At 60.7% G+C, this 16,354-nt stretch carries 18 protein-coding genes and 1 tRNA gene; 13 read left to right on the top strand and 6 right to left on the bottom strand.

Going from position 1 to position 16,354, the window contains the following annotated elements; genetic code table 11:
- Positions 1-34: 34 nt before the first annotated feature.
- Both J2857_RS09925 and J2857_RS09920 read right to left on the bottom strand, forming a co-directional pair.
- Entirely contained in the window at positions 35-178 is a 144-nt protein-coding gene (locus tag J2857_RS09925; protein WP_007762204.1) for a DUF1127 domain-containing protein, read from the bottom strand.
- Between the two features lie 249 nt (positions 179-427).
- The gene (locus J2857_RS09920) at positions 428-574 is read right to left on the bottom strand and encodes a DUF1127 domain-containing protein (protein WP_065814416.1); all 147 of its coding nucleotides are present in this window, start codon (positions 572-574) and stop codon (positions 428-430) included.
- Between the two features lie 730 nt (positions 575-1,304).
- On the opposite strand from J2857_RS09920, the gene J2857_RS09915 reads away from it, so the two are divergent.
- From J2857_RS09915 to J2857_RS09900, 4 genes are all read left to right on the top strand, one after another.
- A tRNA-Leu gene (locus J2857_RS09915) sits at positions 1,305-1,387 on the top strand.
- A gap of 138 nt (positions 1,388-1,525) precedes the next feature.
- Positions 1,526-3,022 (top strand): trigger factor, encoded by a 1,497-nt coding sequence (gene tig / locus J2857_RS09910; protein WP_210009909.1) that lies wholly within the window; start codon positions 1,526-1,528, stop codon positions 3,020-3,022.
- 83 nt (positions 3,023-3,105) lie between these two features.
- Complete coding sequence (locus tag J2857_RS09905; RefSeq protein WP_210009908.1) at positions 3,106-4,728, top strand: ABC-F family ATP-binding cassette domain-containing protein; 1,623 nt, start codon at positions 3,106-3,108, stop codon at positions 4,726-4,728.
- A 331-nt stretch (positions 4,729-5,059) separates the two neighbouring features.
- Entirely contained in the window at positions 5,060-5,950 is an 891-nt protein-coding gene (locus J2857_RS09900; protein WP_245363060.1) for a cell wall hydrolase, read from the top strand.
- Between the two features lie 9 nt (positions 5,951-5,959).
- Here J2857_RS09900 and J2857_RS09895 read toward each other — a convergent pair whose 3' ends face one another.
- The 3 genes from J2857_RS09895 to J2857_RS09885 all read right to left on the bottom strand — a co-directional run bounded on the left by J2857_RS09895 (position 5,960) and on the right by J2857_RS09885 (position 8,391).
- Positions 5,960-6,589, bottom strand: coding sequence for a glutathione S-transferase family protein (locus J2857_RS09895; protein WP_210009907.1), 630 nt, complete (start codon positions 6,587-6,589; stop codon positions 5,960-5,962).
- A gap of 68 nt (positions 6,590-6,657) precedes the next feature.
- Positions 6,658-7,104, bottom strand: a complete 447-nt coding sequence (locus J2857_RS09890) for a GNAT family N-acetyltransferase (RefSeq protein WP_210009906.1) — start codon at positions 7,102-7,104, stop codon at positions 6,658-6,660.
- Between the two features lie 72 nt (positions 7,105-7,176).
- On the bottom strand, positions 7,177-8,391 hold the full coding sequence (locus tag J2857_RS09885; protein ID WP_210009905.1) for an NADP-dependent isocitrate dehydrogenase: 1,215 nt from the start codon (positions 8,389-8,391) through the stop codon (positions 7,177-7,179).
- 227 nt (positions 8,392-8,618) lie between these two features.
- Here J2857_RS09885 and J2857_RS09880 point away from each other — a divergent pair, with 227 nt between their 5' ends.
- The 4 genes from J2857_RS09880 (at position 8,619) to murI (ending at position 12,966) form a co-directional block, all read left to right on the top strand.
- Positions 8,619-9,149, top strand: a complete 531-nt coding sequence (locus J2857_RS09880; RefSeq protein ID WP_210009904.1) for a hypothetical protein — start codon at positions 8,619-8,621, stop codon at positions 9,147-9,149.
- A 132-nt stretch (positions 9,150-9,281) separates the two neighbouring features.
- Positions 9,282-11,273: an FUSC family protein gene (locus J2857_RS09875; RefSeq protein ID WP_210009903.1), complete on the top strand. Its 1,992-nt coding sequence runs from the start codon at positions 9,282-9,284 to the stop codon at positions 11,271-11,273.
- 60 nt (positions 11,274-11,333) lie between these two features.
- Positions 11,334-12,185 (top strand): RNA methyltransferase, encoded by an 852-nt coding sequence (locus J2857_RS09870; RefSeq protein WP_210009902.1) that lies wholly within the window; start codon positions 11,334-11,336, stop codon positions 12,183-12,185.
- Positions 12,169-12,966, top strand: a complete 798-nt coding sequence (gene murI, locus J2857_RS09865) for a glutamate racemase (protein ID WP_210009901.1) — start codon at positions 12,169-12,171, stop codon at positions 12,964-12,966. The genes J2857_RS09870 and murI overlap by 17 nt, the downstream gene beginning before the upstream one ends.
- A gap of 392 nt (positions 12,967-13,358) precedes the next feature.
- Here murI and J2857_RS31480 read toward each other — a convergent pair whose 3' ends face one another.
- Entirely contained in the window at positions 13,359-13,598 is a 240-nt protein-coding gene (locus J2857_RS31480) for a hypothetical protein (RefSeq protein ID WP_210009900.1), read from the bottom strand.
- 63 nt (positions 13,599-13,661) lie between these two features.
- Between J2857_RS31480 and J2857_RS09855 the strand changes: the two genes are divergently transcribed.
- The 5 genes from J2857_RS09855 to J2857_RS09835 all read left to right on the top strand — a co-directional run bounded on the left by J2857_RS09855 (position 13,662) and on the right by J2857_RS09835 (position 16,277).
- The gene (locus J2857_RS09855; RefSeq protein WP_210009899.1) at positions 13,662-14,108 is read left to right on the top strand and encodes a GNAT family N-acetyltransferase; all 447 of its coding nucleotides are present in this window, start codon (positions 13,662-13,664) and stop codon (positions 14,106-14,108) included.
- A gap of 67 nt (positions 14,109-14,175) precedes the next feature.
- On the top strand, positions 14,176-14,820 hold the full coding sequence (locus tag J2857_RS09850) for a LysE family translocator (protein WP_210009898.1): 645 nt from the start codon (positions 14,176-14,178) through the stop codon (positions 14,818-14,820).
- A 23-nt stretch (positions 14,821-14,843) separates the two neighbouring features.
- Complete coding sequence (locus J2857_RS09845; RefSeq protein ID WP_210009897.1) at positions 14,844-15,215, top strand: GFA family protein; 372 nt, start codon at positions 14,844-14,846, stop codon at positions 15,213-15,215.
- 9 nt (positions 15,216-15,224) lie between these two features.
- On the top strand, positions 15,225-15,857 hold the full coding sequence (locus tag J2857_RS09840) for a LysE family translocator (protein WP_210009896.1): 633 nt from the start codon (positions 15,225-15,227) through the stop codon (positions 15,855-15,857).
- 9 nt (positions 15,858-15,866) lie between these two features.
- Complete coding sequence (locus J2857_RS09835; protein ID WP_210009895.1) at positions 15,867-16,277, top strand: VOC family protein; 411 nt, start codon at positions 15,867-15,869, stop codon at positions 16,275-16,277.
- Positions 16,278-16,354 lie beyond the last annotated feature (77 nt).

Genomic DNA, 16,354 nt, shown 5'->3' with positions numbered 1-16,354 from the left:
CTCATACCGTGCGGGTCCGCCTGCGAGCAGCGGATTAGCGGAAAGAGCGGGCCGCGATGTGGCGGATGTCGTAGCGGGTCAGACCGATGTCGCTGAGGGCCTGGCTCGAAAGATTTCCAAGCTCGTTCATCGTACGGCGGTAGCTGATCCAGTTCTTGGCGATACGGATCGGGTTCATGGTTGTTTCCTCAAGATTTTTCCTGATGCTCTGTCGTCATCAGCGATGAAGGTCTTATACATCCGCATAATAAGAATGTGCAGTGCAAAAAATGTGCGACTGCCATGCAAATGTGCAGGGGATCGCCGAAGTTTGCGGCGGAGGCCAAAAATCAGGCAGGTATTTCAAGTGTGAAATTTCTATGAACAAAAAGAAAAGCGCCTCCCGGAGGAGGCGCTTTTGGATAGTGCAGCAATGTCTGCGCGAGGCTTAGAAGCCGACGGCAGTCCGGGCAACGCGGCGGATATCGGCGCGGCCGATGCCGAGGTCGCTGAGTTCACGGTCGCTCATGCGGCCGAGCTCGTTGACGGTTTCGCGGTACTTGCGCCAGGTGGTGAGCTTCTGTGCGATGTTCATGATCTTGTCCCTTTCTAGGCCCTTGCCAGCAGCCCGTTCGGCGCTGACTTCAATCTCATGACCGCCAATATATGCTGCGCTGCGAAAAGTAACAGCGCCCATTCGGTATGCCACCTATGCGCCTGGCGCATTACGAGACCGTTTACCATGCGGAAGTGATGAAAGGATGAGCGATTTATAGGCAGACCGCATGCTGCAGAACAAAAAATAACGCCCACCGGGGGAGGAGGTCCGGTGGGCGTCATTTGTAACGACCGGCGATTTGGGAGGAGGAGGATCGCCAGTCCCATCGAGCCTGCGCTGGGAGGAGGAGTGCGCGGCTCGAATTCCTGTCACAGGGAAACTCCCCGAGGGCGCTTGCACATTCGCACGGGTGCCAAGCCGTCCGAAACAGAGAGATCAAAACCTTCCGATCAACCCCTGTATTTGCACATTATGAGATTTCAGTAACATTGTGCAGTGCAATATCAGAATGGATGATATGCGAACCTTGCATGACTCCCACCGCCGACAGGTTCCAATGTACACATTAGAATTTAATAAAAAGTTAATGATCCGGTTTTCGGCACCACTCCGACATGCAGGAAGAGGTGCCGAATTGCGGCTTTCCCGGGCTTTTTTTGAACTGCCAAAAAAGCGTCATTTTCCCTTTGCGCGGGCTGAAACGGGTGATATAGAGACGCGCGCTCCGGAAGGCCTCAGCGCGAGGGTTTTCGACGCGGTTTGAAGCGCGGGTATGGCGGAATTGGTAGACGCATTGGTTTTAGGTACCAACGCTTCGGCGTGGGAGTTCGAGTCTCTCTACCCGCACCAGATGCTCACGATAGTGGCGCGAGCCGATCGGGAAGGTATCTGGTGAGCGCTTGCCGCGGCCGGTCAATAGATTCCGGCGTGTGCTCATTGAAACCAACGGCTGTCTGAGCACCGCCGCCACGATATGAAGGTATGAAAATGCAGGTTACCGAAACGCTCGCTGAAGGGCTGAAGCGCGAAATCAAGGTTGTTATCCCCCAGCGGGAAATGGAAGCGCAGCTGAACGTGCGCCTCGCCGACGCCAAGGACAAGGTCCGCATCAACGGTTTCCGTCCGGGCAAGGTGCCGATCGCCCATCTGAAGAAGATGTACGGCAAGTCGATCATGGCGGATCTCGTCAACGAGATCGTTCGTGAGCGCCCGACCGAGATCCTCACCGACCGCGGCGAGAAGTCGGCGACCCAGCCGTCGGTCGCCATGACCGAGGACGAGAAAGAAGCCGAAAAGATCCTGAACGCCGAGGTCGATTTCGAATTCACGCTTTCCTACGAAGTCATTCCGGACATCGAACTGCAGCCGACCGACGGCCTTTCCGTCATTCGTGAAGTCGTCGAAGTCACCGAAGACGAAGTCAACGAGCAGATCGAGAAGATCGCCGAAAGCGCCCGCACCTTTGAGGCCAAGACTGGGAAGGCCGCCAATGGCGACCGCGTCACCATGAATTATCTCGGCAAGGTCGATGGCGTTGCCTTCGACGGCGGCACCGCCGAAGATGCCGAACTGGTTCTCGGTTCCGGCCGCTTCATCCCCGGCTTCGAAGACCAGCTGGTCGGCGTCAAGGCCGGTGATGAGAAGACCATCAACGTAACCTTCCCGACCGAATATCCGGCCGCCAACCTCGCCGGCAAGGAAGCCACTTTCGACGTCACCGTCAAGGAAGTCGCAGCTCCGGCCGCTCTCGAGATCAACGACGAACTCGCCTCCAAGCTCGGCATCGAATCCGTCGATCGCCTGAAGGAGATCGTCCGCGGCCAGATCGAAAGCCAGTACGGCAACGTCACCCGCCAGAAGGTCAAGCGTCAGATCCTCGACCAGCTCGACGGCATGTACCAGTTCGACACCCCGCAGGGCCTCGTCGACGCCGAGTTCGACAACATCTGGCGCCAGATCAATACCGACCTGCAGCAGTCCGGCAAGACCTTCGAAGACGAAGAAACGACCGAGGAAGAAGCACGCGTCGAATACCGCAAGCTCGCCGAACGTCGCGTTCGTCTCGGCCTGGTCCTCTCCGAGATCGGCGAACAGGCCGGTGTCGAGGTGACCGAGGAAGAAATGCAGCGCGCCCTTTATGCGCAGCTCCAGCAGTTCCCGGGCCAGCAGAAGGAAATCCTCGATTTCTTCCGCAACACCCCCGGCGCTTCCGCGTCGCTGCGCGCGCCGATCTTCGAAGAGAAGGTCGTCGACAAGCTGCTGACCGAAATCAAGGTCACCGACAAGGTCGTGACCAAAGAGGAGTTGATGGCGGAAGACGAGGAAAGCTCGGAGAAGGCTGAAAAGCCGGCCAAGAAGAAGGCTGCTCCGAAGAAGGCTGCGAAGGCCGAGGCTGCTGACGAAGCCGCCGAAGGCGAAGAAGCCGCCGCTCCCAAGAAGAAGGCTGCCCCGAAGAAGAAGGCCGCTGAAGACGGCGCCGAATAAGCTTCGCATTGATTGTGTAGAAAAGCCGGGTCGGCGACGACCCGGCTTTTTGTTGTGATGAAACCTTTCGAGCCCGCCCGCCCATGATCCGTATTGAAAACATCAGCAAGTCGAACAGCCACCGCATCCTCTTCATCGAGGCGGCCGCGGCGCTGAACCGCGGCGAGAAGATCGGCCTCGTCGGCCCGAACGGCGCCGGCAAGACGACGCTCTTCCGGATGATCACCGGCTCTGAAATGCCGGACGAAGGGCAGGTCTCCGTCGAAAAGAACGTCACGATCGGTTATTTCAACCAGGATGTCGGCGAAATGGCCGGCCGCAGCGCCGTCACCGAAGTGATGGACGGTGCAGGCCCGGTCAGCGTCGTCGCCGCCGAATTGCGCGAGCTGGAAGCGGCGATGGTCGATCCCGACCGGCTCGACGAGATGGATCAGATCATCGAGCGTTACGGCGAGGTGCAGGCGCGTTACGAAGAGCTTGATGGCTACGGCCTCGAAGGCCGCGCCCGCGAAGTTCTTGCCGGCTTGAGCTTCACCCAGGAGATGATGGACGGCGATGTCGGAAAACTGTCCGGCGGCTGGAAGATGCGTGTGGCGCTCGCCCGCATCCTGCTGATGCGTCCGGACGTCATGCTGCTCGACGAACCGAGCAACCATCTTGATCTCGAAAGCCTGATCTGGCTGGAACAGTTCCTCAAGGGTTATGATGGCGCCCTGCTGATGACCTCGCACGACCGCGAGTTCATGAACCGCATCGTTACCAAGATCATCGAGATCGACGGCGGGTCGCTCACCACCTATTCCGGCGACTACGGTTTCTACGAGCAGCAGCGGGCTCAGAACGAAAAGCAGCAGCAGGCCCAGTTCGAGCGCCAGCAGGCGATGCTTGCCAAGGAAATCAAGTTCATCGAGCGCTTCAAGGCGCGCGCCAGCCACGCCGCGCAGGTGCAGAGCCGGGTGAAGAAGCTCGACAAGATCGAGCGCGTCGAGCCGCCGAAGCGCCGCCAGGCGGTCGCCTTCGAATTCCAGCCGGCGCCTCGTTCCGGCGAGGACGTGGTCAACATCAGGAATGTCGCCAAGCGATATGGCAGCCGCTCGATCTATGAAGGTCTAGACTTCATGGTGAAGCGGCGCGAGCGCTGGTGCATCATGGGCGTCAACGGCGCCGGAAAATCGACGCTGCTGAAACTGGTGACGGGCTCGACCGAGCCGGACGAAGGCAGCGTTGCGATCGGCGCCAGCGTCAAGATGGGCTATTTCGCCCAGCACGCCATGGATCTGCTCGATGGCGACCTGAGCGTCTTCGAATGGCTGGAGGAACAGTTCCCGCGCGCCGGGCAGGGGGCACTCCGGGCGCTTTCCGGCTGCTTCGGCTTTTCGGGTGACGACGTCGAGAAGAAATGCCGGGTGCTGTCCGGCGGCGAGAAGGCGCGTCTGGTGATGGCCGCCATGCTGTTCGACCCGCCAAATTTCCTCGTCCTCGACGAGCCGACCAACCACCTGGACCTCGATACCAAGGAAATGCTGATCAAGGCGCTGTCGGAATATGAAGGCACCATGCTGTTCGTCAGCCACGACCGGCATTTCCTCGCCGAACTGTCGAATCGCGTGCTCGAACTGACGCCTGATGGCATCCACCGTTATGACGGCGGTTATACGGAATATGTGGAACGGACCGGTTACGAGGCGCCGGGGCTGCGGAGCTGAGGATCAAGGCAGGGGCAGAAGCGGAGCGGCGTCTGCCTCTACCGCTTCCGGCTCCGGACGTTGTGGATTCTTCGACAGTTGTCCGCCGGATATCCGTGAACGGCAGGGCGGGAAGTCAACTTTCCGTTAGGAAGACCATCGTAAGACGTCGTTCCGGCACGCGCGGAAAGACCTCGGTTCGAAGGCGCTTACCGTCAGGTCCACCTGCAGCCGGAACGATTTTCTGCACAGTTTTGATTGTCTCATATGCCGTTTGATCTGAATCAGTTTTTAAGGTATCCCTTTTCGCGCCGTAGCGATTTCTGGAATTATACCGCAAGGGGGGATATTCATGACGGCGAACGATAAGGCCCTTCTCCGACCGGCAATCGGTCTGGTTGGAATGATGTTCCTGTCGGCATGCACGTCGGCTCAGACGACGGCGTCCATTTCTCCCGTCACCAGAACTGTGAAGCCGGCACCTGTCTCGAAGAAACAGGTCTACCACTACACGCCGGCTGATCGCGATTGCATGAAGCGGGCAATGTATTTCGAGTCGCAGCGGTCGAGCCGTGAAGGGCTGATGGCTGTCGGCACCGTGATCATGAACAGGCTGACCTCCGACGCCTATCCGCCCACCATTTGCGGCATCGTTGCCCAGGAAAGGCAATTCGCCCCGGGCGTGATGACCCGGGCGATGAATGAGGCGACGGTTCCGGAACTCGATGCCGCCGTCGATGCGATCATTCGCGGCGAGCGGAACCCGGAAGTGAAGGACGCGATGTTCTTCCATACCGCCGGCTTACGTTTCCCCTACCAGAACATGCATTATGTCACGGTTGCCGGTGGCAATGCGTTCTACGAGAAGCGCGACAGGGACGGAGATCTGCAGACGCCTCCGCCGAAGCCCGTAGATGAATACGTACTCGCGCTGGTGCAGAGCAATCCCGACCCGTTCAGCCTGATCCAGGCGAAGGAAATCGACGTTGCGTCGATCCCGGCGACGGGCACGGATTCGATGGTGGCGACGAATGTCCCGGTTCCGATCGGGCGGCCGGATCCCCTGGCGATCCGTTCTGCCAGCATCCAGCCGGCCGGCACTCAACCTGTAAAGCCTTCTGTCGCGCCGGTGATCCTTGCCAGCTCCATGAGCAATGAATGGATGCTGCGTTTCGACACCGGCAACGCGAAGCCGATACCGATCCCGTCGCCAAAACGATCGTCGGCCGGTGTCGACCGCTGATCCTTAAAGCTATCCTGTCTTCTGCAGCTCGGCAGCCGCGGCATTGTCCTTGTCGTTGGCCCGCTGATAGGCCTCGCGTCGCGCAAGCCGTCCGAAATACTGTTCGAATGCGGCGCGTTTTTCGATCGTGCCGAACTGCAGGCCGTAACCGAGCTGCGAGCCGACATAGACATCCGCGGCGCTGAACGTGTCGCCGGCGATATAGGCGTTCGCCCGGACGGCAGATTCCAGCGTATCCATGACGTCCTGATAAGTGCCGTAACCCACCATCCGCTCGCGTTCCTTCGGCACCTCGAAGCCGAGTACGCGGTTGCTGACGGCCGCTTCCAGCGGACCGGCCGCGAAGAACATCCAGCGGTAATAGTCGGCTCGCTTGGCGGGGGCAGGGGCAAGCCCCGCCTGCGGAAAGGCATCCGCCAGATAGGCGCAGATCGCCGCGCATTCGGTTACAATGGTCTTGCCGTGCGCGATGCTCGGCACCTTGCCCATCGGGTTGACGCTTCTGTAGGTGTCGCCCTTCATCGTCGTGCCGAAATGCAGGATTTCAGTGCGATAGGGGGCGCCGACCTCCTCCAGCATCCAGCGGGCAATCCGGCCGCGTGACATCGGATTCGTGTAAAGCACAATTTCGTCTGACATGTGATCCTCCCGGCAGTGATGCCTAAGTTGTGGGGCAACTTGCCTGTCAATCAAGGCACCAAGACGAATTAGAGCGCCTTCCGGTATTGGATGAAGCCGGAATTTTGGGCGATTCGGTCGTAGAGTCGCCGTGCGGCAGCATTGCTTTCCTGCGTCAGCCAATAGAGCCGGCCGGCGCCGTTTGCCCGTGCGAGGTCTGCCACCGCTTCGATCAGGGCTGCGCCGGTTCCCCGGCCGCGCAGGGTGTTCTTGACATAGAGGTCCTGCAGATAGCAGGTCCATTCGGGCAGCCAGCAGGATCGGTGGAAGATGATATGCGCGATGGCGATCATCTTGCCAGTTTCGTCGAACGCGCCGAGGGCATGCATCGGCTCGGCCGGATCGTGAAACCGGCTCCAGGTGAGATCGTACATCTCCTTCGGCAATACGGTCTCGTAGAAGCGCAGATAGGCTTCCCAGAGCGGCTCCCAGGCGGCACGGTCGGACGGCTCGAGCGGGCGGACGGTGATGGTCATGCGAAACTCCCTCACAAAAGAAAACGGCGGAGATTGCTCCCCGCCGTCGAATGATTAGCCGATTTTTCGGACTTAGGCAGCCATGGCCGCCTTGAGATTCTCATCCACCTTGTCGAGGAAGGCGGTGGTCGAGAGCCACGGCTGATCCGGACCGATGAGCAGCGCCAGATCCTTGGTCATGTAGCCTGCTTCGACGGTATCGACGCAGACCTTTTCGAGCGTCGAGGCGAACTTGGCAAGTTCGGCATTGTCGTCGAGCTTGGCGCGATGTGCCAGGCCACGGGTCCAGGCGAAGATCGAGGCGATCGAGTTCGTCGAAGTTTCCTGACCCTTCTGGTGCTGGCGGTAATGGCGGGTGACGGTGCCGTGGGCGGCTTCGGCTTCGACCGTGCGGCCGTCCGGCGAAAGCAGAACCGAGGTCATCAGGCCGAGCGAGCCGAAGCCCTGGGCGACGATGTCGGACTGGACGTCGCCGTCATAGTTCTTGCAGGCCCAGACGTAACCGCCGGACCACTTCAGCGCAGCGGCGACCATGTCGTCGATCAGGCGGTGTTCGTAGGTGATCTTCAGTTCGTCGAACTGCGCCTTGAATTCGGCATTGAAGACTTCTTCGAAAATATCCTTGAAGCGGCCGTCATAGGCCTTGAGGATGGTGTTCTTGGTCGACAGGTAGACCGGCCACTTGCGCATCAGGCCGTAGTTCAGCGAAGCGCGGGCGAAATCGCGGATCGACTCGTCGAGGTTGTACATGGCCATCGCCACGCCTGCGTCCGGAGCCTTGAACACTTCCTTCTCGATCACCTGGCCGTCTTCGCCGACGAACTTGATCGACAGCGTGCCCTTGCCCGGGAACCTGAAGTCGGTCGCCTTGTACTGGTCGCCGAAGGCGTGGCGGCCGACGACGATCGGCTTGGTCCAGCCTGGAACCAGGCGCGGCACGTTCTTGCAGATGATCGGCTCGCGGAAGATGACGCCGCCCAGAATGTTGCGGATCGTGCCGTTCGGGCTCTTCCACATTTCCTTGAGGTTGAATTCCTTGACGCGGGCTTCGTCCGGCGTGATCGTCGCGCATTTGATGCCGACGCCGTGCTTCTTGATGGCGTTGGCGGCGTCGATGGTCACCTGGTCGTTGGTGGCGTCGCGGTTCTCGACCGAGAGGTCGTAATATTCGATGTCGAGATCGAGATAGGGAAGGACCAGCTTGTCCTTGATGAGCTGCCAGATGATGCGGGTCATCTCGTCGCCGTCGAGATCGACGACCGGGTTGGCTACCTTGATCTTTTGCATGGAATTCCTCTTGGACGTAGAAGGGACCTCAAGGTCCCGACGGGTGGACACCAGTGGGTGCGCTATAACATCGCCGGGCCGGAACGCAAAGGTATTGAGGCCATCATATGCGGCTTTTCATGCGAGAAATCGCGGTGCGTCCGGACCGGCGGACGATTGCCCTTGCCAAACCATAATGCCTGATTAATGTCCGGCCAAATCGCTCTCCAACTGCCGGATTTGATCTCATGCGGACCTTGCCGCTTGCCCTTGCCTTTTCATTGATCTCGACCTTCGTTGCGGCGGCTGATGTGACCGATCCCGTGAAGGAGGTGATGAAGATCACCGAGGACAACTGGAATACCGTCGACAGCGAATGGAAATACATCTTCGATACCGATCCGTTGTCGCGCCTGTTCAGCAAGAAATTCCAGGGCGCCTATGCGGAAGCCGCCAAGCACCCGGCATACGACACGGAGAACAACCAACCCGGCGATCCCTTCGGCTACGACGTGATCACCTCGTCGCAGGACGGCTGTCCGCTGAAGGACATCAAGACGACCTCGGCACAGGGCGCCAACGGCATGACCGATGTTACCGTGACCTTCAAGATGTGGACCTGCGTCGATGAGGCGGCGGTGAAGGACAGTGTCAACGAACTGCATTTCGACATCATCCAGGAAGCCGGCAAGCCGGTCATCGACGACATCCACCGCGTTGCAGATGGCGAGCGGGATTCGGTGATCGAAGAGATGCAGTCGATCGCCAAGGGCGAGTAAGCCGCCGGTGATCGGGCGGCCCGCCGCTCTCTCGATCGTAGCCCCCGGGCCTATGCACGGTATCGCCAAACTCTGTCCAGGCGATATATTCGGCGGCCAGAAGCGGGTGTCGTCATCCGCCCGGGGTGATCGATGACCTTTGCCGCTAAGATCCGAGACTGGCTGCTCGCCAACGACCCGGCGCTGTCGCGCCTGCGCATGGGCGGACGCGTGACGCTGACCGTCATCGCCTCGGTGGCATGTCTTGCGCTCGTCCACATCGCGGGGCTCGCGCTACCGACGATCGCCTACGGGCTTGCGATCATCCTCTCGATCGAAGGCGGCGTCGCGGTGCGCGACCGGCTGCCGTCCGACCAGTTGAAGACGCGGCTGATCGGCGGCGTGGTCAGCCTCGCCTGCGTCGGGTTGGCTGCGGTGCTCGAAGACTACCGCTACATTTCAGATCCGATGTTCCTGGTCGTCATCACCGGCGCAACCGTCGGGCGCGTCTACGGGCCGCGTGGGTTTGCGGTCGGCATGTTCGCGTTCACGTCCTATTTCATGGGCGCCTATCTGAAGCCGAACCTTTCCGACCTTCCTTTGGGAGCCATCGGTCCGGTGATCGCGGTTGTCACAGGCCATCTGGTTCGCACCTATCTCCTGCCGGACGATTGGCGGCGCGATCTTCTGCAGTCGCTGGTGGCGATCCGGGGCAGGGTGGGCGATATCCTGATGAAGCTCGCGGTTCTGTCGAGCGGCGGGACCATGACCGACAATGACCGGCGCGACCTGCGGCAGCTCGAGGAGCGGCTGAAAGACGTGGTGCTGATGGCGGAAGGGTTCCTGCCGCGTACCGGTGACGGCACGATCGATCCGGAGGATGAGGCGGTCACCGCCCTCACCATGAAGATTTTCGACGTCCATCTCGCTGCGGAAAGCGCGATCGTTCTGTCGTTCGAAGCGCTGCCCCCCTTCATGCTCGTCCACGCGCTGATCGAAGAGGATCAGGATATGGCCGAGAAGATCGCGGCCAGCCCCGCGGTTACTGGCGACGACCGGATGACGGAGAGCGCCCGCGCCCTGATGTGGCTGCAGAAGGCAAGGGTGGGGCTGACGGAAACGATCGAGGAGGGGCGGCGCGATCGGTTCCGGTCGATCGAGGACGCCCGCGCGGCGCCGGCGCCGGCCAGGATCGATTTCTCGCTCAAGAACCCGGTGATGCGGTCCGCGGTCCAGATCACTGTCGCATCTAGCCTTGCGATGGTCTTCGGCCTGATGCTGTCGCGCGACCGCTGGTTCTGGGCTGTTTTGACCGCCTTCCTGATCTTCACCAACACCAAGTCACGCGGCGATACGGCGATCAGGGCCCTGCAGCGCTCGGTGGGTACGCTGCTCGGCATCGCAACCGGTCTGGTGCTTGCGACACTGATCGGCGGTTATCCGCTTCTCGCCGCACCGATCGCGGTGCTCTGCATCTTCCTCGGCTTCTATTGCCTGCAGATCTCCTATGCGGGGATGACCTTCTTCATCTCGATCGTGCTTTGCCTGATCTACGGCATGACCGGCGTGCTGACCCTCGACCTCCTGCAGCTTAGGATCGAGGAAACGCTGATCGGCGCGCTTGCAGGCACGGTCGTTGCCTTCCTCGTCTTCCCGGCGCCGACCCGCTCGACCCTCGATCTCGCGCTCGGGCGCTGGTTCGACGGGCTGCGCGAGCTTCTTTCCGCGGTGAAGGAGGGCAGGAGCGATTTCGAGATCATCGCTATCTCCCGCAAGCTCGATGTCGCCTATCGCGAAGTCACGCTCGCAGCCCGCCCGCTCGGCACGAGCTGGTCGGTGGTCACCCGGCCGGGACAGGTCCGCCAGACGCTCGCCATCTTCCTCGGCGCTACCTATTGGGCGCGGATCTTCGCCCGCAACGCGGTTCAGGCGGGACACAAGCCGGAAGGCGAGGTGTTGGCCGCGCTGGAGGATGCGTTGGGCACCATTGACACGCTTTCGGCCCGCGGTTCCGAATGTTTCGTGGTCAAGCGCAGGACGGGCAGAAGCGCCGGCCGGCACCTGCCGATCTTCAAGCATGGCAGCCGCGTTGGCGTCGAAATGATCGGCACCATGCTGGGCAGGCTTTATCCCGCAACGGCATAAGGCTTGCCGATTGCCCCGGTCACCGCTATTCCGGCCTTGGATTTGAATACGGAATTAGAGATGTCAGGCACGAACAGCGAGCGCGAACTCATAGCCGAGGGGCCGGCAATCATTCTGGTCGAGCCGCAGCTCGGCGAGAATATCGGCATGGTGGCGCGCGCCATGGCCAATTTCGGCCTCGCCGAACTGCGCCTCGTCAAGCCGCGCGACGGCTGGCCGAGCGAAAAGGCCCGTTCCGCCGCCTCCAAGGCCGACCACGTCATCGACGGCACGAAGGTGTTCGATACGCTCGAAGAGGCGATCGCCGACCTCAATTTCGTTTACGCGACGACCGCGCGCGAACGTTACGGCTTCAAGCCGGTGCGTTCGCCGGTGACCGCTGCCGAGACGCTCCGCACCAAGTTCAAGGCCGGTGAAAGGACCGGCATTCTTTTCGGCCGTGAGCGCTGGGGCCTCACCAACGAGGAGGTGGCGCTCGCCGACGAGATCGTCACCTTTCCGGTAAACCCTGCCTTCGCCTCGCTCAACATCGCCCAGGCTGTGCTGTTGATGTCCTATGAATGGATGAAATCCGGCATGGACGATCTGGCCGAAACAGTTTTTCTGCCGATCGAGCAGCGTCCTTCCACCAAGGAACAGGTGATCGGCTTGTTCGAGCACCTGGAAGAGGCGTTGGACGCCCGCAATTATTTCCATCCGCCCGCGAAAAAGCCAAGAATGATCGACAACCTCCGCGCCGTCATCTCGCGGCGGGGTTTTACGGAGCAGGAGATCAGCGTGTTCCGGGGCGTCATCAACTCGCTCGACCGTTTTCCCCGCGGATGGTCGAAAAAGGACGGGCCGAAGCCTGAAAAGGCTGATCTGCCCGAAGGGGTATCAGGGGAGACTACGGGGAATGACGCAGACGAATGAATCGAAGCCCGTGCTGATGTTCGATTCGGGCATTGGCGGGCTGACGGTGCTGCGCGAGGCGCGCGTGCTGATCCCGGAACGCGGCTTCATTTATGTCGCCGACGATGCCGGTTTTCCCTATGGCGATTGGGAGGAGGCGGCATTGCGCGAGAGGATCATCTCGCTCTTCGCAAAGCTCCTCGACGAATACGATCCCGAAGTCTGCGTCATCTCCTGCAATACCGCCTTCACCCTGGTCGGCGCCGACCTGCGCGAGACCTTTCCGAAGATGACCTTCGTGGGCACGGTACCGGCGATCAAGCCGGCCGCCGAACGCACCCGCTCTGGCCTCGTCTCGGTGCTTGCCACGCCGGGCACCGTCAAGCGCGCCTATACCCGCGACCTCATCCAGTCCTTCGCCAGCCAATGTCATGTGCGCCTGGTCGGTTCGCAGAACCTGGCCCGCATGGCGGAAGCCTATATCCGCGGCGAAACGATTTCCGACGAGGCCGTGCTGGCCGAGATCGCGCCGTGTTTCGTCGAAAAGGACGGCCGGAAAACCGATATCGTCGTGCTCGCCTGCACCCATTACCCCTTCATGGCTAATGTCTTCCGCCGGCTTGCCCCCTGGCCGGTCGATTGGCTCGACCCCGCCGAAGCGATAGCCCGGCAGGCGCGCCGAAAAGTGCCGCTGGTCGAGGGCGCCGAGCATCCCGACAATTATGATTTCGCCGTGTTCACCTCCGGCAATCCCGACTTCGCCACCCGCCGCCTGATGCAGGGCTTTGGTCTCAGGGCCTGAGCGCTACCGAGCAATGTGGCTTATTTGCCACGTTTTTTGGTGATGAGTGCAATTCGCGATTGTGCGCTTGCTCATCCGGCGATCTCGTGTATTATTTATCTATTCCGCAAATCGAACACAGGAGGCGTGAAATGAAGTTCATTACCATGTTTATGCGCCTATCTGGCGGAACGGCTATTGTGGCCTCGGTGTCTCGCACATCGATGCCGGCCGGCATGTGCTTCCAGTCTCTATAAGACTGGATTTCCGCCGTTTTCGGCATTTTTCCCATTGATCTGACGTGACCGGCTGACGACGCGGTTTACCGCGTTTCCTCGTCCGCATCCGCACGTCTTTCTTCATCTCAGAGGACCTGGTCGCGACATGCGCCGGGACGGAAAATCATGCGTGAATCACAATTTATAGTTGCTGATACGCTTTCGGCTGCGGTTCATGAACTCTGCCGCGAACATGGCGTCTGGAAGACTGCCGGTGCACTGCTCCTGGCAGCCTGGAGAGGTCGTCAAGAACGGAACCAAGTCTCTGATCTCTCCAATCGGATGCGCCGCGATATCGGGTTCCCCGAACTCGAGGACGACCGCCGAAATGTCCGGTTCAGCCCCTGGGATATCCGGCTGTGAAACAATCTGCATAGGGTCTCCGGCGGTTTGCCGCCGGGGCCGCTCCTGCAGGGATACGAGTTTGGAGCTTAAGGAATGGTCGTATTTCGCAAACTTGGCCATGACGATATGCCGGCTGCGGCTGGGGTTCATCGCACGTCTTTTGATACGCGGCTGCCCTGGTTGGCTCAGCTTCACACGCCGGAGGAGGATCGCGGATACTGGAGCGGACCCCTCTTCGCCACTTGCGACATCTGGGGTGCCGAAAGGGACGGCGCTTTGCTCGGCATCATCGCCTTCCGCAAGGACTGGATCGACCAGCTCTATATCCTGCCGAACGCACAAGGGCAGGGGATCGGCTCCCGGCTGCTGGACATCGCCAAGGGAGCCCATCCGCAGCTCTTTCTCTGGACCTTCCAGCGCAATACCGCAGCCCGCCGTTTCTACGAGACGCGTGGTTTCGTCGCGATCGAGGAGAGCGATGGCTCAGGCAACGAGGAGAAGGAGCCGGACGTGCTCTATCGCTGGGTGCGCGAGGACTGAATAAACACCGCTTGCAAACTGAAAAAATCGGTGGCTTGCTCCCTCCATTCGGTGGAGGAACATTCGCATGTCGCTTGAACACTGGCTCGCTTTCGTCGCCGCCTCGTCGGTTCTCTTGGCAATTCCGGGGCCGACGATCCTGCTCGTTATTTCCTATGCGCTGAGCCATGGCCGCAAGGTGGCGTCCGCCACGGTCGCCGGCGTAGCGCTCGGCGATTTCACGGCGATGACCGCCTCCATGCTCGGTCTCGGCGCACTGCTCGCGACCTCCGCGGCGCTCTTCACGGTGCTGAAATGGGTGGGGGCCGCCTACCTTGTCTATCTCGGCATCAAGCTGTGGCGCGCGCCGGTTTCAGAACAGACGGCCGAGGTGGGAGAGGGGGAGGCGGACGCGGCTTCGGCAAAGCCCCTCCGGATTTTCCTGCACACCTATGTGGTGACAGCATTGAATCCGAAGAGCATCGTCTTCTTCGTGGCCTTCCTGCCGCAGTTCCTGGACCTCGGCCAGCCGCTGTTCTTCCAGATGGCCGTCTTCGAAGTCACCTTTCTGGTGCTCGCGACACTGAACGCCACGCTCTACGGCGTGCTTGCCTCGATGGCCCGCAACACCATCCGCAAGCCGAAGGTCCAGCGGATCGTCAACCGCACCGGCGGTTCGCTGATGATCGGCGCCGGCCTGCTGTCGGTCGGCTTGAAGCGCGCAGCCGCCTGAGCTTTATCGGGGAGGAATAGCTGATGATCACCGGACGTTGCCATTGCGGCGAGACCGTTTTCGAGATCAAGGGAGAACTGCCGCAGGCGCTCACCCGCTGCACCTGCACCTTCTGCTCCAGGCGCGGCGCATTGCATGCCTATTACGAGCCGAAGCAGGTGAAGGTCACCGCCGATGCCGCGAGCGACAGGGTCTATCGCTGGAATTCGAAAATGGTGGCGCATCATTTCTGCGGCACCTGCGGCTGCACCACCTATAGCGACAGCCCGGATTTCCAAATGGACGGTACCTGGGACGGCAAGACCCGGCGTATCGGCGTGAATGCCCGCCTGTTCGACGATTTCGACGCCGAGGAATGGCCTCACACGGTCATCGACGGCCGGAACCTCTGGTAGGAGAGATATATGAGTGACGTTACCCTGCTTGCCTTTGCGATCGTCGCATTGATTGGCATCGCCACACCCGGACCGACCGTGCTGTTGGCTCTCACCAACGGCTCGCGTTACGGCCTGCGCCGCGCTCTGCCGGGCATGGCCGGCGCGATGATCTCCGACTTCGTGCTGATCGGTGCCGTGGCGCTCGGCCTCGGCGCGCTGCTGGCGGCCTCCGAATTCTGGTTTTCGGTCGTCAAATGGCTGGGCGCCGGTTATCTCGCGTTTCTCGGGTTCATGCTTCTGCGTTCGAAAGGCTCGCTTGACGTAACGGCAGGCGATGCTGCGGCCGGTTCGGGTTCCGCAACGTCGATCTTCCTGAAGAGCTTCCTCGTCGCGGTCACCAATCCCAAGGGCTACCTGTTCTTCTCGGCTTTCCTGCCGCAGTTCATCGCGCCGGACGCACCGCAATTTCCGCAATACGTGGTCCTGGCGCTCGTCTTCGCGCTGATCGATTTCGCCGTCATGTTCGGTTATGCGCTGCTCGGCTCGCGGGCAGTGCACCTGTTGAAGAAGAAAGGCGCGCTCTGGCTCGACCGGCTCTGCGGCGGCGCGCTTCTGGCGCTCGCGGGGTCGCTGGCACTCTACCGAAGGGCAGCTTCGTAAAGGAGGAACATGATGTCGGATCCTGTGAAATCCGTCCGGCCGTTCCTGATGTTTCAGAACGGTCATTGCGAGGAGGCGATTACCTTCTACACTTCGGTGCTGCCGGCCGGCAGGATCACCGACATGAAGCGTTACCGGCCGGGCGAGGCGGGGCCGGAGGGCAGCGTGTTTCGAGCCACCTTCGAGCTTGCCGGCCAGCAGGTGGTCTGCATCGACAGCCCCGTCAAGCATGTGTTCGATTTCACGCCGTCCTTTTCCTTTTTCGTGGAATGCGGAACGGAGGAGGAGCTCGGGCGGTTGGCCGAGGCTCTGAGCGAGGGCGGGATGTTCCTGATGCCGCTCGACAATTATGGTTTCAGCCGGAAATTCTGCTGGCTGCAGGATCGTTTCGGCATCTCCTGGCAGCTCAATTTCGAGTAGTCGCCAAAGGTCTGTGCATTTTCGATCTTGCCCGGCGAAACGAATCCCGATCTCTGTTAGAGTTCCGGAGTCGCGGC

This window comes from Neorhizobium galegae (assembly GCF_017877055.1).
In the GTDB taxonomy this organism is placed as follows: Bacteria; Pseudomonadota; Alphaproteobacteria; order Rhizobiales; family Rhizobiaceae; genus Neorhizobium; species Neorhizobium galegae_D.
This window is presented reverse-complemented; position numbering and strand designations above follow the sequence as displayed.